Raw genomic sequence first — 25,882 nt, forward strand, 5'->3', positions numbered from 1 at the left:
CGCGCCGGCCTGCGAGATCGACCCTTGGATGAGCGGGGGCCCGTCCCCATCTGGGCGGGTATCCATCGCTCGATGCGGGCCGTGGGTTGCGCGCGAGGCGGGCGTTTCCCCCACGGGAAAGCTGGCGCGGAACTTGACAGCGGAACCTTTCCTCACCTATCTGCGGCGCCGTTAGCACTCTCCATCGGCGAGTGCCAAAAGCTCCTTGGGCTCCTCGGCCGCGTTCCGGCCGGTGCGGGCTCCCATAAGAAGGAAGGTTCGATCCATGGCCAGCGTGAACTTCCGCCCCCTGCACGACCGCGTCGTCGTCCGGCGCGTCGAGTCCGAGAACAAGACCGCGGGCGGCATCATCATCCCCGACACCGCCAAGGAGAAGCCGCAGGAAGGCGAGATCATCGCGGTGGGCGCGGGCGCCCGCGACGAGACCGGCAAGGTCAACCCGCTCGAGGTCAAGGCCGGCGACCGCATCCTGTTCGGCAAGTGGTCGGGCACCGAGATCAAGCTCGGCGGCGAGGACCTGCTCATCATGAAGGAATCCGACATCCTCGGGATCGTCGGCTAACAGCCTTCCCTTCTTCTTCCCTTCAATCCTTGAAAAGGCGCGGACGGGCTTGATGCCCGCGAAACGCCAGGAGACCAGACCATGGCAGCCAAGGACGTAAAGTTCGGACGTGACGCCCGCGAGCGCATGCTGCGCGGCGTTGACATTCTCGCCGACGCGGTGAAGGTCACGCTCGGCCCCAAGGGCCGCAACGTCGTGATCGACAAGTCGTTCGGCGCGCCTCGCATCACCAAGGACGGCGTGTCCGTCGCCAAGGAGATCGAGCTCGAGGACAAGTTCGAGAACATGGGCGCCCAGATGGTGCGCGAAGTGGCCTCGAAGACCAACGACAAGGCCGGTGACGGCACCACCACCGCGACCGTGCTCGCCCAGGCGATCGTCCGCGAGGGCGCCAAGGCGGTGGCCGCCGGCATGAACCCGATGGACGTCAAGCGCGGCATCGACGCGGCGGTCTCCAAGGTCGTCGAGTCGCTCCTGGCCTCGGCCCGCAAGATCGAGACCTCCGACGAGGTCGCCCAGGTCGGCACCATCTCCGCCAACGGCGAGAAGGAAATCGGCCAGATGATCGCCTCGGCGATGCAGAAGGTCGGCAACGAGGGCGTCATCACCGTCGAGGAAGCCAAGACCGCCGAGACCGAGCTCGAGGTCGTCGAGGGCATGCAGTTCGACCGCGGCTACCTCTCGCCGTACTTCGTGACCAACGCCGAGAAGATGGTGGCCGATCTCGAGGACGCCTACGTGCTCCTCCACGAGAAGAAGCTCTCCAACCTCCAGGCGATGCTGCCGGTCCTCGAGGCCGTCGTGCAGTCTTCGCGTCCGCTCGTCATCATCGCCGAGGACGTCGAGGGCGAGGCTCTGGCCACGCTCGTCGTCAACAAGCTGCGTGGCGGCCTGAAGATCGCCGCCGTCAAGGCGCCGGGCTTCGGCGATCGCCGCAAGGCGATGCTCGAGGACATCGCGATCCTCACGGGCGGCCAGGTCATCTCCGAGGACCTCGGCATCAAGCTCGAGAACGTGACCCTCGACATGCTGGGCCGCGCCAAGAAGATCTCCATCACCAAGGAGAACACCACGATCGTCGACGGCGCTGGCGAGTCGGCCGGCATCCAGGCGCGCGTGGGCCAGATCAAGGCGCAGATCGAGGAGACCACCTCGGACTACGACCGCGAGAAGCTCCAGGAGCGTCTGGCCAAGCTGGCTGGCGGCGTCGCGGTGATCCGCGTCGGCGGCTCGACCGAGGTCGAGGTCAAGGAGAAGAAGGACCGCGTTGACGACGCGCTCAACGCGACCCGCGCGGCCGTGGAAGAGGGCATCGTGGCCGGCGGCGGCGTGGCGCTGCTGCGCGCCTCGAACGCGGTCGACCTGAAGGGCGAGAACGCCGACCAGGACGCCGGCATCGCCATCGTCCGCAAGGCGCTCCAGGCGCCGGTCCGCCAGATCGTCCAGAACGCGGGCGGCGAAGGCTCGATCGTGGTCGGCAAGCTCCTCGAGAACTCCTCGATGACCTTCGGCTACAACGCCCAGACCGGCGAGTACGGCGACATGATCCAGGCCGGCATCGTCGACCCGGTCAAGGTCGTGCGCTCGGCGCTCCAGGACGCGGCCTCGGTCGCGGGTCTTCTGGTCACCACCGAGGCGATGATCTCGGAGGCTCCGCGCAAGGAGTCGGCCGGCGGCGGCATGCCGGGCGGCATGGGCGGCGGCATGGGCGGCATGGGCGGCATGGACTTCTAAGTCCCGGCCTACCTGCCCCCGCGGCAGACAAACGTCAGAAGGCCCGGCGGAGCGATCCGCCGGGCCGTTTTTCGTGTAAGAGGCCCCGTTCGACGCGCCCCGGCCCCCTTCCAGTCCTGCGGAGACCGATGACCGACTTTCTCCTGTTTCTCGTGGTCGGCGCCCTCGCCCAGCTCGTCGACGGCGCGCTCGGCATGGCCTACGGCGTCATATCGTCGACGGTGCTTCTCAGCTTCGGCATCACGCCGGCCGTGACTTCGGCCTCGGTCCATACGGCCGAGCTCTTCACCACGGCCGCCTCGGGCACCGCCCATATCGCCAACCGCAACATCGACTGGCCGCTGTTCCGGCGCCTCGTGCCCTTCGGCGTGGCGGGCGGCGTCTTGGGAACCTACGTCCTGACCTCGATCGAGGGCGATGCGATCCGCCCCTTCGTCGCGGCCTATCTCGCCGTGATCGGCGTGCTCCTCACGCTGCGCTCCTTCCGCAAGATGCCGCGCGCCCGCACGCCCCTGGCGCTCGTGCCGCCGCTCGGCCTCGGCGGCGGCTTTCTCGATTCGATCGGCGGCGGCGGATGGGGACCGATCGTCACCTCGGGCCTGCTCGGCGCGGGCGGCCAGCCCCGCTACGTGATCGGAACAGTCAACGCGGCCGAGTTCCTGGTCACGCTCGCCGTCTCGCTTTCGTTCGTGCTGGCGCTGGTCACCGGCCATTGGGAGGAAGCGGGCGATCTTACCACCCACGCCCTTTCGGTGCTCGGCCTCATCGCGGGCGGCGTCCTGGCCGCGCCGATGGCGGGCTACGCGGTGCGCCGCATTCCCGAGCGCCTGCTCCTGCGCATCGTCGGGCTCCTGATCTCCTGTCTCGCCCTGCAGCAGATCGTCGGACTTCTTTCCAAGAGTTAATGTCGTCAGCCAGGAACCAATCTGTCGCACCCAAGGTTTTCCGCCCATAGACCGGACAGTGAGGTCCGGCCATTCGAAACAGATGGAGTGGCATCATGGTCGACTCGAACGAGATCAAGGGCGGCGCCAAGGAAATCGGCGGCAAGCTCAAGGAAGCCATCGGCAACGCGATCGGCAACGACCGCATGGCGGCCGACGGGCTCGCCGATCAGGCCGAAGGCAAGACCCAGAAGAACTACGGCAAGGTCAAGGACGCCGTGAAGGATCAGGTCGGTCGCCACTAAGACCGCCATCCGCATCGCATGAGGGAAAAGCCGGCCGCAGGGCCGGCTTTTCCTGTTGGGGGCCCAGGGCTTCCCGTGTAAACCGCGCCACGACCCTATCCTCTCGGCAAGGACGCAAGGCAGTGGCTGGAACCAGACGCGAAACGGATTCGATCGGCGCGATCGAGGTGGCGACCGACCGCTACTGGGGCGCCCAGACGGAGCGCTCGCTCAACAACTTCCGCATCGGCACCGACAAGCAGCCCATCGCGGTGATCCACGCGCTGGCGACCGTCAAGAAGGCGGCGGCGCGCGTCAACCAGGGCTACGGCAAGCTGGACGCCAAGCTCGCCGACGCGATCGTCGCGGCCGCCGACGAGGTGATCTCCGGCCGGCTCGACGACCACTTCCCGCTCGTCGTCTACCAGACGGGCTCGGGCACGCAGACCAACATGAACGTCAACGAGGTCATCTCGAACCGCGCCATCGAGCAGCTCGGCGGCGAGATGGGCACGAAGAAGCCGGTCCATCCGAACGACCACGTCAACATGGGCCAGTCGTCCAACGACGTGTTCCCGACCGCGATCCACGTGGCGGTGGCGATCGAGGCGACCCAGCGCATCTTGCCCGCGATCGACGCGCTGCACGCCTCGCTCGACGCCAAGGCGAAGGCGTTCGACCACATCATCAAGATCGGCCGCACCCATACGCAGGACGCGACCCCGATCACGCTCGGCCAGGAGTTCTCCGGCTACGCGGCGGCGCTGGAGCTCGGCAAGATCCGCATCGAAAAGGCGCTGCACGACGTGTTGGCGCTGGCGCAGGGCGGCACGGCGGTCGGCACCGGGCTCAACGCACCGGTCGGCTTCGACGTGCGCATCGCCGACGAGATCGCCCAGCTGACCGGCCTCCCCTTCCGCACCGCCGAGAACAAGTTCGAGGCGCTCGCCTCGCACGGCGCGCTCGCCTTCTTCCACGGCTCGCTCAACGCGCTGGCGACCGACCTCTTCAAGATCGCCAACGACATCCGTTTCCTCGGCTCGGGCCCGCGCTCGGGCCTCGGCGAACTCTCGCTCCCCGAGAACGAGCCGGGCTCCTCGATCATGCCGGGTAAGGTCAACCCGACCCAGGCCGAGGCCCTCACCATGGTGGCGGCCGAGGTCTTCGGCCACGAGACCACGGTGACGGTCGCGGCGAGCCAGGGCCATTTCGAGCTCAACGTCTTCAAGCCGGTGATCGCCAACGCCGTCCTGTCCTCGATCCGGCTTTTGGCCGACGGGATGGACAGTTTCCGTGAACACTGCGTCGACGGGATCGTCGCCAACGAGAGCCGCATCCGCTCGCTCATGGAGCAGTCGCTGATGCTGGTGACGGCGCTCGCGCCCACCATCGGCTACGACAACGCCGCGACCATCGCCAAGACGGCCCACAAGAAGGGCACGACGCTGCGCGAGGAGGCGCTCGCCTCCGGCCTCGTCGACGGCGAGACCTACGACCGGGTGGTGGACCCGGCGGCGATGACGCGTCCGGGCTGAGGACTGGTTTCCGGAATCGCCCCAATCGACTCGATTGGGGCGATTCCCGTTGACGATCAGTCGCGTCCGGCACGGCTATCGGGGAGCGGCAAGCTTCGGCATCCCTATGGGCCTCGAAACCCGTTGCCCTCCCGGAGCTTTCCCTTGAACCCCGCCGTCCTGCTTCTCGCTCGCGTCTTCCTTTCCATCCTCTTCATCGTGTCCGGCTTCGGCAAGCTGACGGGTGCCGAGGGCTTCGCCGGCTATCTCGGCTCGCTCGGCGTGCCCGGCGGCGTCGCCATGGCCTATCTCGTGGGCGCTCTGGAGTTCTTCGGCGGCCTCGCGATCCTGGTCGGCTTCCAGACCCGCATCGTCGCCTACGTGCTGGGCGCCTTCTGCATCGCGACCGGCGTGCTCGCGCATCTCGGCCCGGACCAGTCGACCTCGCTCATGAAGAACATCGGCCTGTGCGGCGGCTTCCTGGCGCTCGCCGCCGCCGGTGCCGGCGCCTACTCGGTGGACGCCCGCTCGGGCCGCGCCAGCGCCTCGCTCGCCCGCGCCTGATCGGCTTCGTCCCAAACGTATCGAGGAACGGCCGCCCCTCCCCGGGGCGGCCGTTTTCGCATCTAGGTCCGGAAGCGCGCGACGAGCCGCGCCAGCGCTTCCGCGTCCTTGCCCGCCCGCGGCCGAGCGAGCGCGGCGGCGAGGCACGCCTCGGAGCGCAGGATCACGCCGTCCTCGAGGACGCGCAGCTGGTTGGCGACAAGCGTCGATCCGGTCGAGGTGATGTCCACGATGAGGTCGGCCGAGCCCGCCGCCGGGGCGCCCTCGGTGGCGCCGAGGCTTTCCACGATGCGATAGCTCTGGATGCCGTGGCTCCGCGTGAAGAAGCCCTGCGTCAGGCGCCAGTACTTGGTCGCGATGCGCAGGCGACGCCCGTGGCGGGCGCGGAACTCGGCCGCCACGTCTCCGAGGTCCGCCATGGTCTCGACGTCGGCCCAGGCATGGGGCACCGCCACGACCACGTCGGCATGGCCGAAGCCGAGTCGCGCCTCGATGCGCACCAGCCGGTCCGCGTCGGGAATGGTCTCGCGCAGGAGGTCCTCGCCGGTGATGCCGAGGTCGATCGCCCCGTCGCGCAGCTCGCGCGCGATCTCCGAGGCCGACAGAAGCAGGACCTCCAGCCCGTCCGCGCCCCGCACCTCGGTGCGATAGGAGCGCGGATCGCTGGCCGAGAGCACCTCGATGCCCGCGCCCGCCAGCTTTGCTACGCACTGGTCCTTGAGGCGGCCCTTGGAGGGGATGGCGAGGGTAAGCGTCACGGTCTCGCCTCCAGCGCGGTGCCGATCCGGTCGAGCCAGAGCGTGAAGCCGACCGCGGGGATGGGCTCTCCGGCGCCGAGATAGCCGACCAGCCGGTCGTAGCGCCCGCCGCCCGCCAGCGGCTCGGGCGATGCCGGACCGAGGGTCTCGAAGACGAGGCCGGTATAGTAGTCGATCGGGCGCCCGAAGGCCGCGCGGTAGCGCAGCGAGGCGGGATCGACGCCGGCCTCCGACAAGGCGCGGTTGCGCGCGGCAAAGCCTTCGATCGCCTGCGCGAAGGCGGCGTCCCGTCCGAGCCGGGCGAGACGCTCGGGTGCCTCGCCTGCCGGACAATCCACCGCCAGAAAGGCCGACAGGCGCTCGAGGCTGTCGCGATCCAGCCGCGTGTCGGCAAGCTCGGTCTTTTCCAGAAGCCGCTCGGCGATCTCGGCGGCCCCCCGCCCGCGCTTGGGGGGCAGGCCGCCCTCTTCGATGCGGCCGGCCACGAGCGCTTCCAGCCCGACGCGGTCGCGCGCCCGCGCAAGGCGCAGGACCGCCGCGTCCGCGGAGGGCGGCGCGCCCGAGCCGTCCGACAGGGCCGCGAGCGCGGCCTGGAGGAGGTCGTCGCGGCCGAAGGCGCGCACGAGGCGGCGGCGCCATCCGGCGGGAAGCGCCAGCGCCGCCAGGAAGGCCTCGAACAGCGTCTGGTCGCCGACCACGGTGCGGAGCGAGGCGGCGGGCAGGCCGCAGACCTCGAGCCCGGCCAGCGCATCGGCCAGCGTCGCCGCGTCGGCCGCCGCGCGGTTCGGCTCGCCGAGATTCTCGACGCCCGCCTGGCGGAACTCCGCCGTCTCGCCGCGCCGCTGGCGGAAAACCAGGCCGTTGTAGCTGTAGCGGCGGGGCAGCGAGGCCCCGTTCGCGATATGGGCGAGGCACACCGGCACGGTGAAGTCGGGGCGCAGGCACAAGGTCTCGCCGCCCTCGCCGCGCGTCAGGAAGATGCGCCGGCGCAGGTCCTCGCCGAGCGTGTCGAGATAGGGCTCGGCGCGCTGGAGGATCGGCGTCGCGGTGGGCACGGCGCCGCGCCCGGCAAAGAGCGCGGCGAGCCTGGCGTCGAAGGGCGTGCCGGCGGCGGCCACCGGACCGGGGTCGCCGGGCGCAGGCAGAAAGCTCATGGCGCGGCGTCGCCCTTGGCCAGGATCGCCCGCACCGCCGCGATCATCTCGGCCGGGTCCTCGGGCGTGTAGCGGAAGACGTCCTGCCCGGCGCGCGCCTCGCGCCATTCCACATTGTCCGTGATGGCGGCGGCCAGAGCCTTGCCGGCGGCCAGGTCCTTGACCTGCACCTGTCCCGCCGCCCGCTCGTCGGAGCCCTGGATGATCGCGACGGGCGCCTCGCGCCGGTCGGCATATTGCAGCTGCTTGCCGAACTGCTTGGGATTGCCCTGGAAGACCTCGACCGGCACGACCGGCCGGCCGGGCGCGTTCAGCGCCTCGCGCAGCTGGCGGGCGATCAGCTGGTAGTCGCCCATCCGCTCGCGTTCCATGACGGTCACGACCACGGGGCCGGAGCGGCGCCGCGCCTGGAGGCGACCGAGGTTCTTGAGCGCGGTCTGGAGGCGCGACACGCCGATCGAGAAGCCGGTGGCGGGCACGGGCGTCGAGAGGAAGCGCGAGACGAGCCCGTCGTAGCGCCCGCCGCCGCCGACCGAGCCGAACACGACCTTCTGGCCCTTCTCGTTGACGACGTCGAACAGGAGCTCGGCCTCGAAGACGGGGCCGGTATAGTATTCGAGGCCGCGCACGACGGAGGGGTCGATGCGGATGCGGTCTGCCTCGTAGCCGGCGCTGCGCGCGGCCCGCTCGATTTCGCCGAGTTCCGCCACGCCCGCGCCGACGCCCTCATGGCCGCCGAAGGCCTGATCGACGCCGGTCAGGCCATCGGCATCGAAGATGCGCAGGACGCGTTCGATCGTCTCGCCGTCCAGCTCGGCGCCCTTGGTGAAGTCGCCCTCGCCGCCGCCCTCGTCGCGGCGGCCCGCGCCGAGCAGCAGGCGCACGCCTTCCACCCCGAACTTGTCGAACTTGTCGAGCGCCCGCAGCACCGTCAGGCGCCGCTCCGGCTCGTTCTCCAGCCCGATCGCGTCGAGGATGCCGTCCAAGACCTTCCGGTTGTTGACCCGGATCACGTACTGGCCGCGCGGAATGCCCAGCGCCTCCATCGTGTCGGCCATCATCATGGCCATCTCGGCGTCGGCCGAGACGTTGGGCGCGCCCACGATGTCGGCGTCGAACTGCATGAACTGGCGAAAGCGCCCCGGGCCCGGCTTCTCGTTGCGGAAGACGTAGCCCGCCCGGTAGGAGCGGTAGGGCTTGGGCAGCGTCTCGAAGTTCTCGGCCACGTAGCGCGCGAGCGGGGCGGTCAGGTCGTAGCGCAGCGAGAGCCACTGCTCGTCGTCGTCCTCCAGCGAGAAGACGCCCGCGTTCGGCCGGTCCTGGTCGGGCAGGAACTTGCCGAGCGCGTCGGTATATTCGAACATCGGCGTCTCCACGGGCTCGAACCCGTAGGTCTCGTAGACGCGGCGGATGGTCTCCAGCATCTCCCCTTGCGCGTCGAGGTCGGCGCTGGTGCGGTCCGCGAAGCCGCGCGGCTGGCGGGCGCGCACGCGGGAGGGCTTCTTCGAGGCCATGATACGGTCCGTATGCTGGATAAGGGTTCAGCCGAAGCCGACTGGTCCGGCGCGTCCTAGCCGATATCGCTTCGAACCTTCAAGTTTTGCGCCCTTTCGTGCCGTCAGGGCCGCGCGAAGGCGGCGCGCTCGCGCTCGCAGGCGTTTCGCGCACAGCAACCCTCCACATGGTCGTTCACGAAGCCCATGGACTGCATGAAGGCGTAGGCCGTGGTGGGGCCGACGAAGCGAAAGGCCCGCGCGCGCAGCGCCTTGGACAGGCGGCGCGAGGCCGCGGTCTCTGGGTTGCCGCGAAGGTAGTCGGCGTCCACCACGTCCGGTCGCTCCTCGGGCGAGGGCTCGAAGCTCCACAGGAAGGCGGCGAGCGAGCGTCCCGTTTCCTCGCGCAAGGCGAGGACCGCCCGCGCGTTGCCGATCGCGGCCTCGATCTTGCCCCGGTGGCGGATCACGCCGGCATCCTCGAGCATGGAGGCGACGTCGGCCTCGTCCATGGCGGCGACGCGCTCGATCTCGAAGCCGTGGAAGCGCTCGCGGAACCGCTCGCGCTTGCGCAGGATCGTGATCCAGGAGAGCCCGGCCTGGAAGCCTTCGAGGCAGAGCTTCTCGAACAGGCGCCGGTCGTCCTGCGTCGGGCGGCCCCATTCCTGGTCGTGGTAGCGGACGTAGAGCGGGTCGCTTCCCGCCCAGGCGCAGCGCGGCCGCCCGTCATCCCCATCCTGCTCCATCGCCCGTTCCCTCGCCTCGTGCCCTGCGACTTGGTGGCGCCATCGTGGGCCGGAAGGCAAGTCTTCGCGTGGACGAAGCTAGGACCTCCTTGCGGCGCGCGCGCGGGTTGCCGACAACACGCGGCGGGGCGGAGACGGCAGGCAGGGGGACGGGACCATGAGGCGAGCGGTTCGGGCGCTGGCGGCGCTGCTGATCCTTCTCCCGGCCGTCTCGCCGGGACGGGCCGCGTCGCTGCCGGGAGCGGCGGAGATGATTCGCGGCTTCGAGAAGGTGGTGTTCGGCGCCGAGTACACGGGCGCCTTTTCCGACTCGAGCTACGTCAAGAAGTTCGTCGTCCCCGTGCGCGTGACGATCGAGGCCCGGGCCGCCGCGGACCGCTCGGCGGCGGTGCGCGCCTTCGTGCGCCAGGCGGGCCGCTCGATCCGGGGCCTCGACATCGCCATGGCGGGGCGCGGCGGTGCGTCCAACTTCACGGTGCATGTGGTGGACCGCAGGGCCTATGCCGAGACGGTTCGCCGGATCTACGGCAACCCGCTCATGGCGACGCCGGGCAACTGCATCGTGCGCACGCTCTACGGGCGGGACGGGATCACGCGATCCGACGCCGTTCTCGTCTCGGACGAGGGCGACGCCCTGTTCCGGCGCTGCCTCGTGGAGGAGATCCTGCAGGGGCTGGGTCCGCTCAACGACAACAGCGAGGCGCCCGAGAGCGTCTTCAACGACACCTCGCGCCTGACGAGCTTCACGCCCTACGACCGCCTGATCCTCAACATGCTCTACGACGCTCGCCTGCGGCCCGGCCTCTCGCAGGCGCAGGCGGCCCCGCTCCTGCCCGCGATCCAGCGAGACGCCCGGCGCCGCCTGCCGCGCTGACGGCTCCGCGAACGGCGCCTTAACCATCCCGCCAGAGCGGGCGGGAGAGCGCGGCGCCCGTTCACCATTCGATGGGGGCCGGGGCCCCATCGTCGCGCGATCGAAAGCCCGCGTCCTCGAAGCGGGCCCGTTCCCCGGAGGTCTCGCCCGATGCGCCGGATTGCGCCCCTTGCCCTCGCTCTTCTCGCCGCCCTGCCGACGCTCGCCTCGGCCCGCGACCGCCAGCCGCTCTTCGTGCCGCGCGACCAGGCGGCCGAGGCCGTTCGCCAGCTCTCGCCCGGCAGCGGCGTCGTGCCGGGCCCGGCCCGCCAGCGCGTCGCGCAGCCCTACCCGGCCGGCGCGGTGGTGTTTCGCGGCAGCGTGCCGGTCGGCATCGTGCGCGGCGACACCGGCACCGTCGAGCCGCTCGGCTCCTATCACGAGGAGCGGCGCGTGATGGGCGTCTTCGGCGGTCCGCAGGCGCCCGCGCGCCGCGCAGCCGCATCCGCCCCGACGCTCGCCGCCTTCGCCGCCCCGCGCGGCGCCGTGCGCCAGACCCGCCCGCCGGAGATGGACCCCGCCTTCCTGCCCCGGACCGTGCGCTTCGAGCGCGGCTACGCGCCCGGCACCATCGTGATCGATACGCGCGAGCGCTTCCTCTACCATGTGGAGGCCGGCGGCCAGGCCCGACGCTACGGCGTGGGCGTCGGCAAGGACGGCTTCGGCTGGCGCGGCACGCACGACATCACGCGCAAGGCCGAGTGGCCGACCTGGACGCCGCCCGCAGAGATGGTGGCGCGCGAGCGCCTCAAGGGCCGCATCCTGCCCGCCCGCATGGAAGGGGGCGAGGCCAACCCGCTCGGCGCCCGCGCCCTGTACCTCGGCTCGACCCTCTACCGCATCCACGGCACCAACCAGCCCTGGACCATCGGCCAGCGCGTGTCGTCGGGCTGCATCCGCATGCGCAACGAGGACGTGATCGAACTTTACGAGAGCGTGCCGGTCGGCACGCGTGTCGTTGTGCTCTGACGGCAACATAGGGTTGCAAATCGGTAAGCATAAGGCTCGCGAAAGATCGCCGGGATCGACCGGCGACTTGCGTTCGTCCCCGCTCTCTCCATCCTTTCCCCAACAGCCTGTTTCAAGGACGGTTTTCCCATGAAGTCACCCCTTTTCGCGGCGCTTCTCGCCGCGGCCACGCTGGTGGGCGTCGGCGCGGCCGAGGCGCAACAGGTGCGCTACTACGACTACAGCACGGGATCGTGGGTGCGCTCGGGAGACCGCGCCACGATCCGTTCCGGCGGCCCCGCCGAGCCGCAGGTCCGCCGCGGCGTGACGCGTCAGCCCCAGGCCATGCGCAAGGTCGATCCGCGCTTCATGCGCCAGCCCGTCCGCATCTCCACCAAGGAGAAGGCCGGCACGATCATCATCGATACGGACCGCAAGTTCCTTTATCTCGTCGGAGACGGCGGCGCGGCGATGCGCTACGGCGTGGGCGTGGGCAAGGAGGGCTTCGCCTGGGGCGGCCAGATGAAGATCGGCCGCAAGGCCGAATGGCCGACCTGGACGCCGCCGGCCGAGATGGTGCGCCGCGAGCGCGCCAAGGGCCACATCCTGCCGGCCTCGATGGAGGGCGGACCCGAGAACCCGCTCGGCGCGCGCGCCATGTATCTCTACCGCGACGGCCGCGACTCCATGTTCCGCATCCACGGCACCAACCAGCCCTGGACCATCGGCCTCAACATGTCGTCGGGCTGCATCCGCATGATGAACGAGGACGTGACCGACCTCTACGAGCGCGTCGGCCCCGGCACCCGGGTCGTGGTTCTCGCGCCCGGCTCGTCCGGCTCGCAGAAGGTCTATGCCGAGACGGGAACGACGCGTCAGGCCCGGGCCGGCCGCCCGCTGCTGGCCTCGATCTTCGGCGGCTGAACGCCCGCCCACCGATCCGAAAGGCCCGCTCCGGCGGGCCTTTTTCGTTTATTCGGCGGCCTCGCGCACGGGCAGGGCCGGAAATTCCCGCCCCGCCAGCTTCCCCGGCTTCGGGCCGCCGAAGGCCCAGTCGAGAAGCTCCACCGTGTGGACCACGGGAATGGCGGTCGCCGAGCCGATCTGCGTCATGCAGCCGATATTGCCGGTGGCGACGATCTCGGGCGCGACGCGCTCGATGTTGGCGACCTTGCGGTCGCGCAGCTGCGCCGAGATCTCGGGCTGGAGGATGTTGTAGGTTCCCGCCGAGCCGCAGCACAGGTGCCCCTCCGGCACGTCGCGCACCGTGAAGCCGGCCTGCGCGAGAAGCGTCCTGGGCTCGCGGGTGACACGCTGGCCGTGCTGCATCGAGCAGGCGGAATGATAGGCGACCACGGCGTCGACGGGGTGGGCGGGCAGCGGCAGATCGAGCGTGCTCAGGAACTCCGTCACGTCCCTGGCGAGGGCGGAGACGCGGGCGGCGCGCTCGGCATAGGCCGGGTCGAGGCGCAGCATGTGGCCGTAGTCCTTGACCGTGGTGCCGCAGCCCGACGTCGTGACGAGGATGGCGTCGAGCCCCCGCCCCTCGATCTCGCGGCTCCAGGCATCGACATTCGCCCGCGCGAAGCGAAGCGCCGAGGCTTCCTTTCCCATGTGATGGGTCAGCGCCCCGCAGCAGCCCTCGCCACCCGCCATGACCACCTCGACGCCGAGGCGCCCGAGCAGGCGCACGGCGGCCTCGTTGATCGCGGGATCGAGCACGCGCTGCGCGCAGCCGCGCAGGATCGCGACGCGCTTCACCGCTTGGGTCCCGGCGTCCCGCGTGCCGTCGCGGTCGTTGCCGGAGGCCGCCGGCACGCGGGCCGGCGCCAGCCGCAGCATGGCGGCGAGCGGGCGCAAGGGGGGCACCTTGTCGAGGACGGGCGCGAACGGGCGCGCGAGGCGCGCGGCCGCAAGGCTCAGGCGGAAGCGCCGGGGATAGGGCAGGACGGCGGCCAGCAGCCCCCGGATCAGCCGGTCGCCGAGCGGCCGGCGATAGGTGCGCTCGATATGGGCGCGCGCATGGTCGACGAGATGCATGTAGTTCACGCCCGAGGGGCAGGTCGTCATGCAGGCGAGGCAGGACAGGCAGCGGTCGATGTGGGTGACGGTCTTCTCGTCCGCCGGCCGCCCCGTCTCCAGCATCTCCTTGACGAGGTAGATGCGCCCGCGCGGGCTGTCGAGCTCGTTGCCGAGCGTGACGTAGGTCGGGCAGGTCGCCGTGCAGAAGCCGCAATGCACGCACTTGCGGATGATGCCCTCCGAATGCGCCGTCTCGGGATCGCGAAGGGCTTCCGGTGTGAAATGGGTCTGCATGGATGGATCGTTCCTACCCCATCCGGCCCGGGTTGAGCACGCCGGCCGGATCGAACTGGTTCTTGAGCCTTGCGGAAAGGGCGGCGAGCGCGGGGGGCTGCGGTTGGAAGACGGGGGTCGCCGTGCGCTCGGGCACGCTCGCGCGAACCAGCGTCGCGTGGCCGCCGCCATGGGCCGCGACGAGCGAGCGCACGAGCGCTTCCTCCGCGCCCGCCTCCATGCGCAGCCACACGAGGCCGCCCTGCCAGTCGTAGAAGGCGTCCGCCCCCGCCCCCATGCGCAGGGCCATGACGAAGGCGGGACCGCGCGTCGGAGCCAGCGACACGCGCCAGACCGGCCGCTCGGTGCCGTCGGCAAAGGGCCTCGCGTCGCGCACGTCGCGCCAGAAGCGGACCGACGCCTCGCCCTCCAGCCGCTCCAGGGGCCCCAGGCGCTCCAGCCCGCGCGCGAGATGGTCGGCCCTGGCGGCGACGGACGGGCCGATGCCCTCGAGGCGGATCGCGGTCGCGGGCGCCTTGCCGAGCGCGCCGTCCGCGACGCGGCCGGCGACATCGTAGGGCAGGTGCGCGGCGCCCGACGCCTCCGCCGAGGAGCCCATGGCGCCCGCCATCGCGCCCGCCGCGCGCTCGTCGTCGAGCCCGCGCAGGAGAAGCGTCGTCTCGGTGGCGCTGGCGGGCAGGACCTTGAGCGTGATCTCGGCGAGAACCGCGAGCGTGCCGAACGAGCCGGCCATGCCCTTGGACAGGTCGTAGCCCGTGACGTTCTTCACGACGCGCCCGCCGCTACGGAACTCCTCGCCCCGGCCCGACACGGCGCGGATGCCGAGCACGTGGTCGCGCGCCGCCCCCGCCTTGATGCGGCGCGGCCCCGACAGGTTGCAGGCCATGAGCCCGCCCAGCGTGCCCCCGCCCGCCGGCCGCCCGTGGAGCGGCCCGTAGTCGATCGGCTCGAAGTCGAGGCGTTGGCCGCGGCCGGCCAGGAGGGTCTCGATCTCGGCAAGCGGCGTTCCGGCCCGCGCCGAAAGGACGAGTTCCTCCGGCTCGTAGAAGAGGATGCCCGAAAGCCCGGCGGTGGAGAGGGTGCGGGCCGCCTGGACGGGCTTGCCGAGGCCGCTCTTGGAGCCGGTGCCCTCGACGAGAAGCGGCGCGCCGCTCGCCACGGCGTCGGCCACGATCTCGCGCATGCCCTCCACGGTGTCGGGCTCCAGCCGCTCGGTCGGGCGTGTTTCCGCGATCGCGCTCAACGGTCAGAACCGGGGCAGTTCGGGAAAGGGCAGCTTCCCCTTGTGGACGTGGAGGCGGCCGAGCTCGGCGCAGCGGTGCAGCACGGGAAAGACCTTGCCGGGGTTGAGGAGGTGTTCGGCGTCGAAGGCGCACTTGACGCGGATCTGGTGCTTGAGGTCGTCCTCGCCGAACATCTCGGGCATGAGGTCGCGCTTCTCGATGCCGACCCCGTGCTCGCCGGTGAGGACGCCGCCGACCTTCACGCACAGGCGCAGGATGTCGGCCCCGAAATCCTCGGCGCGCTGCAGCTCGTCGTCCTTGGAGGCGTCGTAGAGGATCAGCGGGTGGAGGTTGCCGTCGCCGGCATGGAAGACGTTGGCGACGGCGAGCCCGTAGCGCTCCGACAGCGCCTTCATGCCGGCGAGAACCCGCGGCAGCTCGCGGCGCGGGATGGTGCCGTCCATGCAGAGATAGTCGGGCGAGATGCGCCCGACCGCCGGAAAGGCCGCCTTGCGTCCCGCCCAGAAGCTGAGGCGCTCGGCGTCGGACTGCGAGACGCGCGCGGTGGTGGCGCCGTTCGCGCTCGCGATCGCCTCCACCTCGGCCAGGAGATGGTCGACCTCGACGCGCGGCCCGTCGAGTTCGACGATCAGGAGCGCTTCGACGTCGCGCGGATAGCCGGCGTGGACGAAGTCCTCCGCCGCGTGGATCGCGGGTCGGTCCATCATCTCCATGCCGCCGGGAATGATGCCGCGCGCGATGATCGCGGCCACGCACTTGCCCGCCTGCTCGCTCGTGGGAAAGCCGATCAGCACCGCGCGCGCCGTCTCGGGCGCCTGGAGGACGCGCACCGTCACCTCGGTCACGACGCCGAGCAGGCCTTCCGAGCCGGTGACGAGTCCGAGAAGGTCGTAGCCCTCTGCATCGAGGTGCTTGCCCCCTAAGCGCACCACCTCGCCCTCCATCGTGACGAGCTCGACGCCCAGGACGTTGTTGGCGGTGAGGCCGTATTTCAGGCAGTGGACCCCGCCCGAATTCTCCGCGACGTTGCCGCCGATCGAGCAGGCGATCTGCGAGGACGGGTCGGGCGCGTAGTAGAAGCCGGCCTGTTCCACCGCGCGCGTGATGCCGAGATTGGTGACGCCCGGCTGCGCCACGACGCAGCGGTTGTCGAGGTCGACCTCGAGGATGCGGTTGAAGCGCGACAGGACGAGCAGCACGCCGTCCTCCAGCGGCAGCGAGCCGCCCGAGAGCGAGGTGCCCGAGCCGCGCGGCACGACCGGCACGCGGTTCTCGAAGCACCAGCGCAGGATCGCCTGCACCTGTGGAACGGTTTCCGGCAGCACCACGCAGAGCGGCATCTGGCGGTAGGCGGTGAGCGCATCGGTCTCGAAGACCCGCATCTCGACCGGCTCGGCGACGACCCCCTCGCCGGGCACGATGCGGCGCATGGCCTCGGCGATCTCGGCACGGCGCGCCAGGATCGCCGGATCGGGCTTGGGCATGGCGATGGTCATGAGCGGCCTCCCGGGATCGTTCGAGGCGATCCTAGCGCGGGGAAGCCGGGGATGCGAAGCCGCAAATGGTCCTGAGGGGCGGCCGGTCCTCAGGACGCCGGGGCGAAGCGGGCGTCCCAGCGCCGCGCGAAGGGCGTGACGGCGAACCAGATCAGCGCGGTCACGGCGAAGGAGGCGTAGGCATCCACGGCGTAGTGCCAGCCGAGATGGATGGAGCCGAGGAAGACGAGGATCATGTGCACGACCAGCCAAGGCCTCAGCCGGGGATGAAGGTCGCGCGCGGCCAGGACCATCAGGAGCGCCATGGCGTTGTGCAGGCTCGGCATGGCCGAGATGCCGAAATCTCCGCTTCCGCTTCGGTAGTCCGCCCACAGCATGTCCTGCACGTCGAGCGCCCAGAGAGGGAACCGGGTCCCGGCCTCGTGCAGGTAGGCCATCAGCCCCGCATAGGGGTTTTCGCCCGCGGCCACGAAGCCGAAATAGCAGGGACCGGCCGACGAGAAGACGAGCGCGAGAAGGCTGCCGGCGACCATCCAGGTCAGGAAGAAGGCGAGGAAGAAGCGGGTACGCCCGCGCTCGCCGGCCGGCCTCACCGCGAAGGCGAAGAACATGCACCACATGAAGAAGAACCACATGTTGTAGTTCACGTTGATCACGAACGTGACCAGCGGCCAGCCGAGAACCGGCTGAAGCCATTCCCAGGGCTGGCGGCCGAAATGCAGGGTCCGGTCCATCTCGGCGAAGGCGGCGTCCCAGTGGAAGCCGCCCGCCAAGGCCGGAATGCCACCCTTGAACTGGGTGAAGCAGAAGATGAAGACCGAAGTGGTGAAGGCCAGGGGGATCCAGCGCGACCACAGGCCAGACCGCAATCCCTCGCCGGCATCGGCGGCGAGTTGCCGGATCGGGCTGACGGGGTGGAGCCGCGTGACATAGACCACCAGGCGCAGGACGACGGCGGTCGCGAGGAACAGGGCGACGAACTGGACGCCCTGCTCGGCCAGCGGCCTCATCCAGTCGAGCAAGCGGGCGCCGATCAGGGGCCAGACGATCGCGGCATAGGACAGAATCAGGACGTGGATGGGTGCGTCGCGCCGCAGGTCCGCGCGCAGGAGGTTTCGCTCCAGACGAAATCCGGCGTTTCCGCCGAGGGTCGGGGCTGAGGACGCTGGCATCATGGTCGTGGCGCCTTCCGGACCGAGCGGGCAACGCGGCGACCTTTCCACGGCGGGTCTCAAGAAAGTGTTCGCGACCCTTACGATATCGCGAACACGTTCGCTTGTTCTCAGTTCTGAACGGCCTGGACCGATCCGCCGTCGACGCGGATGTTGGAGCCGTTGATGAAGGAGGCGCGATCCGAGACCAGGAGCGCGATGGCGGCCGCCACCTCGTCGGCCTCGCCGCGACGCTTCTGGACGATGCCGGGCCGCTCCTCCTCCAGGAAGGTGCGGATCGCCTCGTCGAAGGAGACGCCCTTTTCCTTGGCGCGCTTGTGCATCATCTCGTCGGTCATGTCGGTGGCGATGAAGGCGGGCGAGACCGTGTTGCACAGGACGCCGTCGGCCGCCGCACGGTAGGACAGGCCCTTCACGAAGGCGGCGAGCGCGGCCTTGGCGGTGTTGTAGGTCGCCTCCTCCCAGTAGGGCTGGGTGGCGTTCTCCGAGACCACCGCGACGAAGCGGCCCCAGCCGCCTTTCTTCATCAGGGGAAGCGTGGCGCGCGCCACGCGCACCGCGGAAAGGAAGTCGTTCTGGTAGGCTTCGAGATAGTCCTCGTCGCGCATCTCCAGCGGGTCGCCCTTGCTCCCCGTGATGCCGCTCGTGTGGATCGCGATGTCGACCGTGCCGAAGCGCTCCACCGCCTGCCGCACCACGGCGTCGACCTCGGCGCCCAAGGTCATGTCGGCGCCCACCGCGAAGGCCTCGGTGCCGAGTTGCAGCACCTCCTCCTCGATGCCCTTGACGTCCTTGTCGGTGAGGACGAGGCGCACGCCCTCGTCGGCGAGAATCTTGGCGACCGCCCAGCCCATGCCGCCCGACGCGCCCGTGATGAGGGCGGTGCGTCCCTTGATGCGTAGATCCATTCGTCCGGTTCCCGTGTCCCTGCCCGTCGCCCGGCCGCGCGAGGCCCATGGCGCGCTCCCTGGAAAGCGGGCGCGCCGCCCCTAGAAAAGCGGTCGTGCGGGCGGTACCCCCGATGGGCACCGCGTCGCGGTTCGCGGGCGCAACGGGAGCGCCGCCCAAAGGTTTCCCGGCAGCTGGCGAGACGAAATGCCCGACTACGAATTCAGGGGAACGCGCCTCTTCCTCGAGGCGGACCTCGCGGCCGGGGCCGAGGTCGAGGCGGATGCGGACCAGACCAACTACCTCCTGAACGTCCTGCGCCTGGAGGACGGCGCGGGGATCCTCGTCTTCAACGGGCGCGAGGGCGAATGGCGTGCCCGGCTGCGCCGCGAGGGCAAGCGGCGCTTGCGGGTCGTGGTCGAGGCGCCGACCCGCCCCCAGCCCGCGGCGCCCGACCTCGTCTACCTCTTCGCGCCCCTGAAGTCGGCTCGCCTCGACTACACGATCCAGAAGGCCGTGGAGATGGGGGCGGGCCTCCTCCAGCCGGTTCAGACGCAGCACACGCAGGCGCCGCGCTTCAACGCCGAGCGAGCGCGCGCCAACGCCGTCGAGGCCGCCGAGCAGTGCGGCGTCCTCCATGTGCCGGAATGCCGCGAGATGCGGCGGCTCGACGCGGTGCTGGCGCAGTGGGACGCGTCGCGAACGCTCCTGTTCTGCGACGAGCGGGCGGCGAGCGCCTCGCCGCTCGACCTTCTCGCTCCGCTCGCGGGCCGGCCGCTCGCGCTCCTGATCGGCCCCGAGGGCGGGTTCTCGGACGGGGAACGGGCCATGCTTCTCGCCCTTCCCTTCACGCGCGCCATCTCGCTCGGGCCCCGCATCCTGCGGGCGGACACGGCGGCGGTGGCCGCGCTCGCCGTGGTGCAGGCGGCGGCCGGCGACTGGCGAGACGGCTGACCCCCATGCGCGACCGCACCGTTCGGCGGACCGGCCCTTGCGCGAGGGGCGGAATCGCCGCAGACACCCATTCCGCCGTCCGGCTCCGCCGGCGCTGACCTCGACAGTTCTTCCGGCCGGAGCTTCCCATGGCGCGCGACACCAGCGACCTGACGCCCATCCAAGCGATCGACGAGCTCGTCGAGCATATCCGCTCGGGCGAGCGGCCGCCGTCCGAGTTCCGGATCGGCACGGAGCACGAGAAGTTCCCGTTCCGGCCCGCCGACCTTTCGCCCGTTCCCTACGAGGGCGAGGCCGGCATCCGGGCGCTTTTGGAGGGGATGCAGGCGGAGACCGGCTGGGAGCCGATCCTCGACGAGGGGCGCATCATCGGCCTGGCCGGCGGCGCGGGCGAGGGCGCGATCTCGCTGGAGCCGGGCGGCCAGTTCGAGTTGTCGGGCGCCCCGCTGGAGACGATCCACGAGACCTGTGCGGAATCGAACCGGCACCTTGCCCAGGCGCGACGCGTCGCCGAGCCGCTCGGCATGCACTTCCTCGGCCTCGGCTCCAGCCCGCTCTGGCGTCTCGACGAGACGCCGCGCATGCCCAAGTCGCGCTACGCCATCATGGAGCGCTACATGCCGCGCGTCGGCACGCGCGGGCTCGACATGATGTTCCGCACCACCACGATCCAGGTGAATCTCGACTTCTCCTCGGAGCGCGACATGGCGCGCAAGATGGCGGTCTCGCTGCGCCTGCAGCCCGTCGCCTCGGCGCTGTTCGCCAACTCCCCCTTCACCGACGGCGCGCCCAACGGCGAGCAGTCGTGGCGCTGCGGCGTGTGGCGCGACGTCGACAACCAGCGCTCGGGCCTGCTTCCGGCCGCGTTCGAGCCTGGCTTCGGCTACCGCGACTACGTGGACTGGGCGCTTGACGTGCCGATGTACTTCGTGACGCGCGAGGGGCGCTACCACGACTGCACCGACATCACCTTCCGCCAGTTCCTCGACGGGGCGGGACAGGGCCGCTTCCCCCATCCCGAGCCGACGCACGGCGACTGGACCAACCATCTCTCCACGCTCTTCCCGGACGTGCGCCTCAAGCGCTTCCTGGAGATGCGCGGCGCCGACGGCGGCCCCTGGCGCGACATCTGCGCCCTGCCGGCCTTCTGGGTCGGCCTTCTCTACGACGAGGACGCGCTGGCGGAGGCCGAGGCGATGACGCGGGACTGGGGCTTCGAGGAGGTGGCGGCGCTGCGCGCGGCGGTGCCCGAAAAGGGGCTGGACGCCCCCTTCCGCGCCGGCACGGCGCTGGATCTGGCGCGCCGGGCGCTCGCCATCTCGCGCGGCGGTCTCGAGCGGCGCAAGCGGCTTAACGCCGAAGGGCTCGACGAGACGATCTTCCTCGGGCCGCTCGAGGACACGGCCGCGCGCGGGACGACGCCCGCGCAGGAGCTCCTGCGCCGGTTCGAGGGGCCCTGGGAGCGGCGCATGGAACCCCTGTTCCGCCACCTCACCTACTGATCGGCGGCCGTCCCGCCATCTGATCCGCCATTCGCCCTTGGCAGCGGGCCGTGCTTGGCCCCACACTCGGCTTCCACCATGCAGGGAGGCCCCGAGACCCATGCCCGACTTCTTCGACTGGCTGAGCGCCGCCGACGCGGGACAGGCGACCGACCGCCTGGCGGAGCGCTTCCGGCTGAGCCAGGAGGAGATGCGCGCCACGACCGACGCGCTGGTGCCCGCCTTCATGCTGGGCCTGCGCCGCGCCATGGGCGATCCGGAGGCCTGGGCCGGCGTCACGCAGGCGGCCCAGGCCTTCGTGCCGGGCACGGGCGCCCTTCCTTCCGCGGCCGACGGCCGGCGCCTCCTCGACGCCCTGTTCGGCTCCGAGCTTTCGGAAGCGGTGGCGCGGCGCGTTTCCGCCCTGACCGGCCAGACGCCGGACGCCATCCAGACCATGATGCCCGCGCTCGGCGCGCTGACGATCCAGTCCATGCTTGGCATGGCGGGCCGCCATTACCCGACCGACAACGCGGGACAGGCGCTGGCCGAGGCGCTGAAGCGCTCGGCGGCGGCGGTGGAAGCCTTCAACCGGCCCTCGGGAAGCCAGCCCGCCGCCGGCACCATGCCCTTCTTCGCCGATGCGATGCGCATGGGGCTTCCCTGGATGAGCTGGCCGGGCATGGCGGGCGGCGGCGGCGCGCCGCCGGCCGACCCCTTCGCCATGTTCGCGGGCCTGTTCCAGCCTCCCCTGCCCAAGGGCCGGCCCGAATCGCCCCCGCCGCGCGCCGCCTCCCCGTCCCCGTCCTCGTTCTGGGACATGATGTCGGACGCCCAGGCCGCGCAGGCCGAGGCGGTGCGCGAGATGATGGCTCTCTTCCAGCGCTTCGAGAAGTCATCCAAGACTTGATGGGAACCGGCGCCCGCCCGGTCAACGAAAGTTTCGGCTCCGGCCCCATGGAGTGAAGGCAAGCCAGACCCTATACTGCGACCCACTGAAACAGGGGGCCGCAGTCGTCCCCACGGACACCGGATGCTGATCTTCAACCTTCTGATCGTCGTTTTCCTGATTCTTCTGAACGGGTTCTTTGCAATGTCGGAACTGGCGGTGGTTTCCTCCCGCCGCATCCGGCTCCAGCAGATGGCGCAGAACGGGCGGAGAGGGGCGAACGCCGCCCTGAAGCTGGTGGAGGATCCCACCGGCTTCCTGTCCACGGTCCAGATCGGCATCACGCTCGTCGGCATCTTCGCCGGCGCCTACGGCGGCTCGGTCTTCTCGGATCCGGTCGCCGGCCTTCTCCGGTCGGCGGGCGTTCCCGCCACCTCGGCGGAGACCGTCGCCTTCACGCTGGTGGTGGTGCTCATCACCTACTTCTCGCTGATCCTCGGCGAGCTCGTTCCCAAGCGCTTCGCGCTCGCCCATCCCGAGGGCATCGCCTGCTTCGTCGCGCCCTTCATGCGCTTCCTGTCGGTGATCGGCGCGCCGGTCGTGTGGTTCCTGCGCGTGTCCACCGAGGCCGTCGGCAAGCTCGTGGGCGCCAACGCCGCCACCGAGAACTCGGTCACCGAGGAGGAGGTCAAGGCGATGATCGCCGAGGGCACCGAATCGGGCGTCTTCGAGGAGAAGGAGCGCGAGATGCTGGAAGGCGTCCTGCGCATCGCCGACCGCAACGCGCGCTCCATCATGGTGCCGCGCCCGGACGTCTCATGGGTCTCGCTCGCCGACGACCCGATCGCGATCCTCGACGAGATCCATACGAGCGGCCACTCGCGCTTTCCGGTTGCCAACGAGGACATCGACGACCTGGTGGGCGTCGTCCAGGCCAAGGAACTGCTCGACCAGTACCGGCGCACGGGCTCGATCGACATCCGCGCCGCGGTGCGCGAGCCGCTCTACGTCAACGAGACCATGCCCGTGCTCAAGCTTCTGGAGCGCTTCCGCACGGCCAACATCCACATGGCGATCGTGCTCGACGAGTACGGCTCCTTCGAGGGCCTGGTGACGCCGACCGACATCCTGGCCGCCATCTCGGGCGCGCTGCCCGAGGGTTCGGACGACGAATACGCCGTGACGCGCCGCGAGGACGGCTCCTACCTCATCGACGGCGGCATGCCGATCGACGACGTCGAGCGCGCGCTCGGCAACGCCAACCTGCCCGAGGAGCGCGACTACGAGACGCTGGCGGGCTTCATCCTCGACCAGTTCGGCCACATTCCCGAGGCCGGCGAGGCAATCCGCTACGGCCACTGGCGCTTCGAGGTCGTGGACCTCGACGGCCGGCGCATCGACAAGGTGCTGGCGACCTACACCGACACGCAGGCCGCCGAGACCGTGTCGGAAGAGGCCTGACGGCCTCGCCATCCACATGCGAGGAGGCCCGCGCCGGTTCACCCGGCGCGGGCCTCCTCGCATCGGACCCCTTGTCTCAGGGCCGGCGGACGGGCCGGATCGATGCCCGGTGCTTTCGCGCGCTCATCGCCATGCGCAGCGTCGGGTCGTCGCGCCAGTCCGCGTTCAGCGCCGCGTGGACGTCGTCGCGCTTCAGGCCGATGTCGGTCAGGAGGTAGTCCGGCAGTTCCGCCACGCGGTAGGCCGCGCGCCGGTTGAGAAGGGTGCGGGCCATAGCGCGGGCGACCTGGACGAGGGTGGCGGGCGCGCGCAGCAGCGCGGCGAGGGAAAGCTCGGAAGCGGACGAGACGAGCGACATGGCCTTGGTTCTCCTTGGGCCGGATGAAACGGGACCGTCTTCGGCAGAGCTTCGCCGGTCCGCCCGGACGGGAGATCCGGGAGGTCGGGAGAAGCCGCGTCGGTTGGGCTGATCCTGAGATAGAAGCGCTTGACGGATAAGACCAACGAATGTTTGGAATGGTCCCCATCAGATACCGTGATGGATGAACCGCCATGGCGACGCCCCTCGATCTCGACCAGCTCCGCACCTTCGTGGCGATCGTCGACGCCGGGTCCTTCACCCGCGCCGCCGAGGAGGTGTTCAAGACGCAAAGCGCCGTTTCCATGCAGGTGCGCCGCCTGGAGGAGCGCCTGGGCACCGAGCTCTTCGAGCGCTCGGGGCGGCAGGTGAAGCTGACCGAGGCCGGCGCGCGGCTCCTCGGCTACGCCCGGCGCATGCTGGTTCTCAGCCAGGAGACGCTGTCGGCCTTCGACGAGGAGACGATCGAGGGCCACGTGCGCATCGGCCTGCCGGACGACTATGCCGAGCGCTTCCTGCCCGAGATCATGGCACGCTTCGTGCGCTCCAACCCGCGCGTCGAGCTGCAGATCGCCTGCGAGACGACGACGAGCCTGATCGAGCATGTCGAGAAGGGCCATCTGGACGTGGCGCTGGTCTGCCCGACGCGCACCAACGCCTGGTCGGAGATCGTGCGCACCGAGCCGCTGCACTTCGTCACCTCCGCCGCCCATTCCACCCACGAGGAGCCGGTGCTGCCGCTCGCCATCGGCCGCGTGGACTGCGCTTGGCGGCAGGAGGGCATCGCGGCGCTGAACCGGATCGGCCGGCCGCACCGCATCCTCTTCACCTCCTGGTCGGCGCAGATCGTGACCTCCGCCGTCCTGGCGGGGCTGGCCGTCAGCGTCCTGCCGGAATGCGCGCTGCGCCCCGGCATGCGGGTGCTCGGCGAGGCGGACGGCTTCCCGGCCCTGCCCGACGCGCAGATCGCGGTGATGCTGGGCCGCAACGCCGGCTCGCCGGCGGCCGCCGCCCTCGTCGACCATATCCGCGCCTCGCTGCGCAACCTCGTGACCGAGCCCGGCCAGCCCATGCCGCGCCTGTCGGCCTCGCTCGCCGCCCGCAATGCGGCGCGGCCGCGCGCGGAGGCCGCCGCATGGTGAGCGCCCGCACCTCGGCCCGCGCGGCCCCGGCCGAGGCCGCCGCTGGCACGAACGCCGCCGAATACACGGTCTCGGAAATCTCGGGCGCGCTCAAGCGCACGGTCGAGGACGCCTTCGGCCACGTGCGCGTGCGCGGCGAGATCTCGGGCTATCGCGGCCCCCATTCCTCGGGCCACGCCTATTTCGCACTCAAGGACGACAAGTCGCGCCTCGAGGCCGTGATCTGGCGCGGCTCCATGGCGAAGATCGCCTTCAAGCCCGAGGAGGGGCTGGAGGTCATCGCGACCGGCAAGCTCACGACCTTCCCCGGCTCGTCCAAGTACCAGATCGTGATCGAGCAGATGGAGCCGGCGGGCGCCGGCGCCCTGATGGCGCTTCTCAACGAGCGGCGCTTGAAGATGGAAGCGGAAGGGCTGTTCGCGCAGGCGCGCAAGCGCCCCCTCCCCTTCCTGCCGCGCGTGATCGGCATCGTCACCTCGCCGACCGGCGCCGTGATCCGCGACATCCGCCACCGCATCTCCGACCGCTTCCCCCTTCATCTCCTGGTCTGGCCGGTGCGGGTGCAGGGCGAGACCTGCGGCGCGGAGGTCTCGGCCGCGATCGAGGGCTTCAACGCGATCGAGCCGGGCGGCGCCATCCCGCGCCCCGACCTCCTGATCGTGGCGCGCGGCGGCGGCTCGCTCGAGGACCTCTGGGGCTTCAACGACGAGAGCGTGGTGCGCGCGGCCGCCGCGAGCGGGATCCCGCTCATCTCGGCGGTCGGCCACGAGACGGACTGGACCCTGATCGACCACGCCGCCGACCGGCGGGCGCCGACGCCGACGGGCGCCGCCGAGATGGCGGTGCCGGTGCGCGCCGACCTCGTGGCGACGCTGGCGGCCATCGCCGCGCGCTCGGGCGCGGCCGTCTCGCGCACGCTTCAGGGCG

General features: G+C 70.6%; 25 protein-coding genes. 15 read left to right on the forward strand and 10 right to left on the reverse strand.

Features of this window, described 5'->3' with window-relative positions; all coding sequences use genetic code 11:
• Positions 1-265 precede the first annotated feature (265 nt).
• The 6 genes from groES (at position 266) to AUL35_RS06745 (ending at position 5,542) form a co-directional block, all read left to right on the forward strand.
• Entirely contained in the window at positions 266-562 is a 297-nt protein-coding gene (groES, locus tag AUL35_RS06720) for a co-chaperone GroES (RefSeq protein ID WP_062013295.1), read from the forward strand.
• Between the two features lie 81 nt (positions 563-643).
• Positions 644-2,296, forward strand: a complete 1,653-nt coding sequence (groL, locus tag AUL35_RS06725; protein ID WP_062013297.1) for a chaperonin GroEL — start codon at positions 644-646, stop codon at positions 2,294-2,296.
• A gap of 128 nt (positions 2,297-2,424) precedes the next feature.
• Positions 2,425-3,201, forward strand: a complete 777-nt coding sequence (locus AUL35_RS06730) for a sulfite exporter TauE/SafE family protein (RefSeq protein ID WP_062013299.1) — start codon at positions 2,425-2,427, stop codon at positions 3,199-3,201.
• Positions 3,202-3,296: 95 nt separating this feature from the next.
• Positions 3,297-3,485 (forward strand): CsbD family protein, encoded by a 189-nt coding sequence (locus AUL35_RS06735; RefSeq protein WP_062013302.1) that lies wholly within the window; start codon positions 3,297-3,299, stop codon positions 3,483-3,485.
• 122 nt (positions 3,486-3,607) lie between these two features.
• Positions 3,608-4,999, forward strand: coding sequence for a class II fumarate hydratase (fumC, locus tag AUL35_RS06740; RefSeq protein ID WP_062013304.1), 1,392 nt, complete (start codon positions 3,608-3,610; stop codon positions 4,997-4,999).
• A gap of 144 nt (positions 5,000-5,143) precedes the next feature.
• Positions 5,144-5,542: a DoxX family protein gene (locus AUL35_RS06745; protein ID WP_244493685.1), complete on the forward strand. Its 399-nt coding sequence runs from the start codon at positions 5,144-5,146 to the stop codon at positions 5,540-5,542.
• Between the two features lie 62 nt (positions 5,543-5,604).
• On the opposite strand, the gene hisG is transcribed toward AUL35_RS06745, so the two are convergent.
• From hisG to AUL35_RS06765, 4 genes are all read right to left on the reverse strand, one after another.
• Positions 5,605-6,300 (reverse strand): ATP phosphoribosyltransferase, encoded by a 696-nt coding sequence (gene hisG / locus AUL35_RS06750; RefSeq protein ID WP_062013308.1) that lies wholly within the window; start codon positions 6,298-6,300, stop codon positions 5,605-5,607.
• Positions 6,297-7,454 carry an ATP phosphoribosyltransferase regulatory subunit gene (locus AUL35_RS06755; protein ID WP_062013310.1) on the reverse strand — a complete coding sequence of 386 codons (1,158 nt, stop codon included), beginning with the start codon at positions 7,452-7,454 and terminating at the stop codon, positions 6,297-6,299. The genes hisG and AUL35_RS06755 overlap by 4 nt, the downstream gene beginning before the upstream one ends.
• Positions 7,451-8,968: a histidine--tRNA ligase gene (gene hisS, locus AUL35_RS06760; protein WP_062013312.1), complete on the reverse strand. Its 1,518-nt coding sequence runs from the start codon at positions 8,966-8,968 to the stop codon at positions 7,451-7,453. Before hisS ends, AUL35_RS06755 begins: the two co-directional genes overlap by 4 nt.
• A gap of 104 nt (positions 8,969-9,072) precedes the next feature.
• Complete coding sequence (locus AUL35_RS06765) at positions 9,073-9,693, reverse strand: DNA-3-methyladenine glycosylase I (protein WP_062013314.1); 621 nt, start codon at positions 9,691-9,693, stop codon at positions 9,073-9,075.
• A gap of 157 nt (positions 9,694-9,850) precedes the next feature.
• On the opposite strand from AUL35_RS06765, the gene AUL35_RS06770 reads away from it, so the two are divergent.
• From AUL35_RS06770 to AUL35_RS06780, 3 genes are all read left to right on the forward strand, one after another.
• On the forward strand, positions 9,851-10,567 hold the full coding sequence (locus AUL35_RS06770; protein WP_062013316.1) for a DUF2927 domain-containing protein: 717 nt from the start codon (positions 9,851-9,853) through the stop codon (positions 10,565-10,567).
• 150 nt (positions 10,568-10,717) lie between these two features.
• Positions 10,718-11,575: a L,D-transpeptidase gene (locus AUL35_RS06775; RefSeq protein ID WP_062013318.1), complete on the forward strand. Its 858-nt coding sequence runs from the start codon at positions 10,718-10,720 to the stop codon at positions 11,573-11,575.
• A 129-nt stretch (positions 11,576-11,704) separates the two neighbouring features.
• The gene (locus AUL35_RS06780) at positions 11,705-12,478 is read left to right on the forward strand and encodes a L,D-transpeptidase (RefSeq protein WP_062013320.1); all 774 of its coding nucleotides are present in this window, start codon (positions 11,705-11,707) and stop codon (positions 12,476-12,478) included.
• Between the two features lie 48 nt (positions 12,479-12,526).
• On the opposite strand, the gene glcF is transcribed toward AUL35_RS06780, so the two are convergent.
• The 5 genes from glcF to AUL35_RS06805 form a co-directional block, all read right to left on the reverse strand.
• Positions 12,527-13,870 carry a glycolate oxidase subunit GlcF gene (gene glcF / locus AUL35_RS06785; protein WP_062013322.1) on the reverse strand — a complete coding sequence of 448 codons (1,344 nt, stop codon included), beginning with the start codon at positions 13,868-13,870 and terminating at the stop codon, positions 12,527-12,529.
• 13 nt (positions 13,871-13,883) lie between these two features.
• Positions 13,884-15,053 carry a glycolate oxidase subunit GlcE gene (glcE, locus tag AUL35_RS06790; protein WP_062013371.1) on the reverse strand — a complete coding sequence of 390 codons (1,170 nt, stop codon included), beginning with the start codon at positions 15,051-15,053 and terminating at the stop codon, positions 13,884-13,886.
• 63 nt (positions 15,054-15,116) lie between these two features.
• Positions 15,117-16,610 (reverse strand): FAD-linked oxidase C-terminal domain-containing protein, encoded by a 1,494-nt coding sequence (locus AUL35_RS06795; protein WP_062013324.1) that lies wholly within the window; start codon positions 16,608-16,610, stop codon positions 15,117-15,119.
• Between the two features lie 89 nt (positions 16,611-16,699).
• Positions 16,700-17,785 carry a phosphatase PAP2 family protein gene (locus AUL35_RS06800; protein ID WP_062013326.1) on the reverse strand — a complete coding sequence of 362 codons (1,086 nt, stop codon included), beginning with the start codon at positions 17,783-17,785 and terminating at the stop codon, positions 16,700-16,702.
• A 107-nt stretch (positions 17,786-17,892) separates the two neighbouring features.
• Positions 17,893-18,690: an SDR family oxidoreductase gene (locus AUL35_RS06805; protein WP_062013328.1), complete on the reverse strand. Its 798-nt coding sequence runs from the start codon at positions 18,688-18,690 to the stop codon at positions 17,893-17,895.
• A 187-nt stretch (positions 18,691-18,877) separates the two neighbouring features.
• Between AUL35_RS06805 and AUL35_RS06810 the strand changes: the two genes are divergently transcribed.
• The 4 genes from AUL35_RS06810 (at position 18,878) to AUL35_RS06825 (ending at position 23,455) form a co-directional block, all read left to right on the forward strand.
• Complete coding sequence (locus AUL35_RS06810; protein WP_062013330.1) at positions 18,878-19,624, forward strand: 16S rRNA (uracil(1498)-N(3))-methyltransferase; 747 nt, start codon at positions 18,878-18,880, stop codon at positions 19,622-19,624.
• 128 nt (positions 19,625-19,752) lie between these two features.
• Positions 19,753-21,126: a glutamate--cysteine ligase gene (locus AUL35_RS06815; protein WP_062013331.1), complete on the forward strand. Its 1,374-nt coding sequence runs from the start codon at positions 19,753-19,755 to the stop codon at positions 21,124-21,126.
• A gap of 100 nt (positions 21,127-21,226) precedes the next feature.
• Positions 21,227-22,015, forward strand: coding sequence for a DUF937 domain-containing protein (locus tag AUL35_RS06820; RefSeq protein ID WP_062013332.1), 789 nt, complete (start codon positions 21,227-21,229; stop codon positions 22,013-22,015).
• A gap of 123 nt (positions 22,016-22,138) precedes the next feature.
• Entirely contained in the window at positions 22,139-23,455 is a 1,317-nt protein-coding gene (locus tag AUL35_RS06825; protein WP_062013333.1) for a hemolysin family protein, read from the forward strand.
• 76 nt (positions 23,456-23,531) lie between these two features.
• On the opposite strand, the gene AUL35_RS06830 is transcribed toward AUL35_RS06825, so the two are convergent.
• Positions 23,532-23,813, reverse strand: a complete 282-nt coding sequence (locus AUL35_RS06830; protein WP_062013335.1) for a DUF1127 domain-containing protein — start codon at positions 23,811-23,813, stop codon at positions 23,532-23,534.
• Positions 23,814-24,007: 194 nt separating this feature from the next.
• Between AUL35_RS06830 and AUL35_RS06835 the strand changes: the two genes are divergently transcribed.
• Positions 24,008-24,955: a LysR substrate-binding domain-containing protein gene (locus AUL35_RS06835; protein ID WP_062013337.1), complete on the forward strand. Its 948-nt coding sequence runs from the start codon at positions 24,008-24,010 to the stop codon at positions 24,953-24,955.
• A partial coding sequence (gene xseA / locus AUL35_RS06840) for an exodeoxyribonuclease VII large subunit (protein WP_082666163.1) occupies positions 24,949-25,882 on the forward strand: 934 nt, incomplete at its 3' end. The genes AUL35_RS06835 and xseA, both read left to right, overlap by 7 nt.

This window comes from Aureimonas sp. AU4 (assembly GCF_001463765.1).
In the GTDB taxonomy this organism is placed as follows: Bacteria; Pseudomonadota; Alphaproteobacteria; order Rhizobiales; family Rhizobiaceae; genus Aureimonas.

What these genes read in the sequence shown, in the direction of transcription:
- groES (WP_062013295.1), top strand. Translation starts at nt 266, where the DNA reads ATGGCCAGCGTGAACTTCCGCCCCCTGCACGACCGCGTCGTCGTCCGG.
- groL (WP_062013297.1), top strand. Translation starts at nt 644, where the DNA reads ATGGCAGCCAAGGACGTAAAGTTCGGACGTGACGCCCGCGAGCGCATG.
- AUL35_RS06730 (WP_062013299.1), top strand. Translation starts at nt 2,425, where the DNA reads ATGACCGACTTTCTCCTGTTTCTCGTGGTCGGCGCCCTCGCCCAGCTC.
- AUL35_RS06735 (WP_062013302.1), top strand. Translation starts at nt 3,297, where the DNA reads ATGGTCGACTCGAACGAGATCAAGGGCGGCGCCAAGGAAATCGGCGGC.
- AUL35_RS06755 (WP_062013310.1), bottom strand. Translation starts at nt 7,454, where the DNA reads ATGAGCTTTCTGCCTGCGCCCGGCGACCCCGGTCCGGTGGCCGCCGCC.
- hisS (WP_062013312.1), bottom strand. Translation starts at nt 8,968, where the DNA reads ATGGCCTCGAAGAAGCCCTCCCGCGTGCGCGCCCGCCAGCCGCGCGGC.
- AUL35_RS06765 (WP_062013314.1), bottom strand. Translation starts at nt 9,693, where the DNA reads ATGGAGCAGGATGGGGATGACGGGCGGCCGCGCTGCGCCTGGGCGGGA.
- AUL35_RS06770 (WP_062013316.1), top strand. Translation starts at nt 9,851, where the DNA reads ATGAGGCGAGCGGTTCGGGCGCTGGCGGCGCTGCTGATCCTTCTCCCG.
- AUL35_RS06775 (WP_062013318.1), top strand. Translation starts at nt 10,718, where the DNA reads ATGCGCCGGATTGCGCCCCTTGCCCTCGCTCTTCTCGCCGCCCTGCCG.
- AUL35_RS06780 (WP_062013320.1), top strand. Translation starts at nt 11,705, where the DNA reads ATGAAGTCACCCCTTTTCGCGGCGCTTCTCGCCGCGGCCACGCTGGTG.
- glcF (WP_062013322.1), bottom strand. Translation starts at nt 13,870, where the DNA reads ATGCAGACCCATTTCACACCGGAAGCCCTTCGCGATCCCGAGACGGCG.
- glcE (WP_062013371.1), bottom strand. Translation starts at nt 15,053, where the DNA reads ATGCGCGAGATCGTGGCCGACGCCGTGGCGAGCGGCGCGCCGCTTCTC.
- AUL35_RS06795 (WP_062013324.1), bottom strand. Translation starts at nt 16,610, where the DNA reads ATGACCATCGCCATGCCCAAGCCCGATCCGGCGATCCTGGCGCGCCGT.
- AUL35_RS06800 (WP_062013326.1), bottom strand. Translation starts at nt 17,785, where the DNA reads ATGATGCCAGCGTCCTCAGCCCCGACCCTCGGCGGAAACGCCGGATTT.
- AUL35_RS06805 (WP_062013328.1), bottom strand. Translation starts at nt 18,690, where the DNA reads ATGGATCTACGCATCAAGGGACGCACCGCCCTCATCACGGGCGCGTCG.
- AUL35_RS06810 (WP_062013330.1), top strand. Translation starts at nt 18,878, where the DNA reads ATGCCCGACTACGAATTCAGGGGAACGCGCCTCTTCCTCGAGGCGGAC.
- AUL35_RS06815 (WP_062013331.1), top strand. Translation starts at nt 19,753, where the DNA reads ATGGCGCGCGACACCAGCGACCTGACGCCCATCCAAGCGATCGACGAG.
- AUL35_RS06820 (WP_062013332.1), top strand. Translation starts at nt 21,227, where the DNA reads ATGCCCGACTTCTTCGACTGGCTGAGCGCCGCCGACGCGGGACAGGCG.
- AUL35_RS06825 (WP_062013333.1), top strand. Translation starts at nt 22,139, where the DNA reads ATGCTGATCTTCAACCTTCTGATCGTCGTTTTCCTGATTCTTCTGAAC.
- AUL35_RS06830 (WP_062013335.1), bottom strand. Translation starts at nt 23,813, where the DNA reads ATGTCGCTCGTCTCGTCCGCTTCCGAGCTTTCCCTCGCCGCGCTGCTG.
- AUL35_RS06835 (WP_062013337.1), top strand. Translation starts at nt 24,008, where the DNA reads ATGGCGACGCCCCTCGATCTCGACCAGCTCCGCACCTTCGTGGCGATC.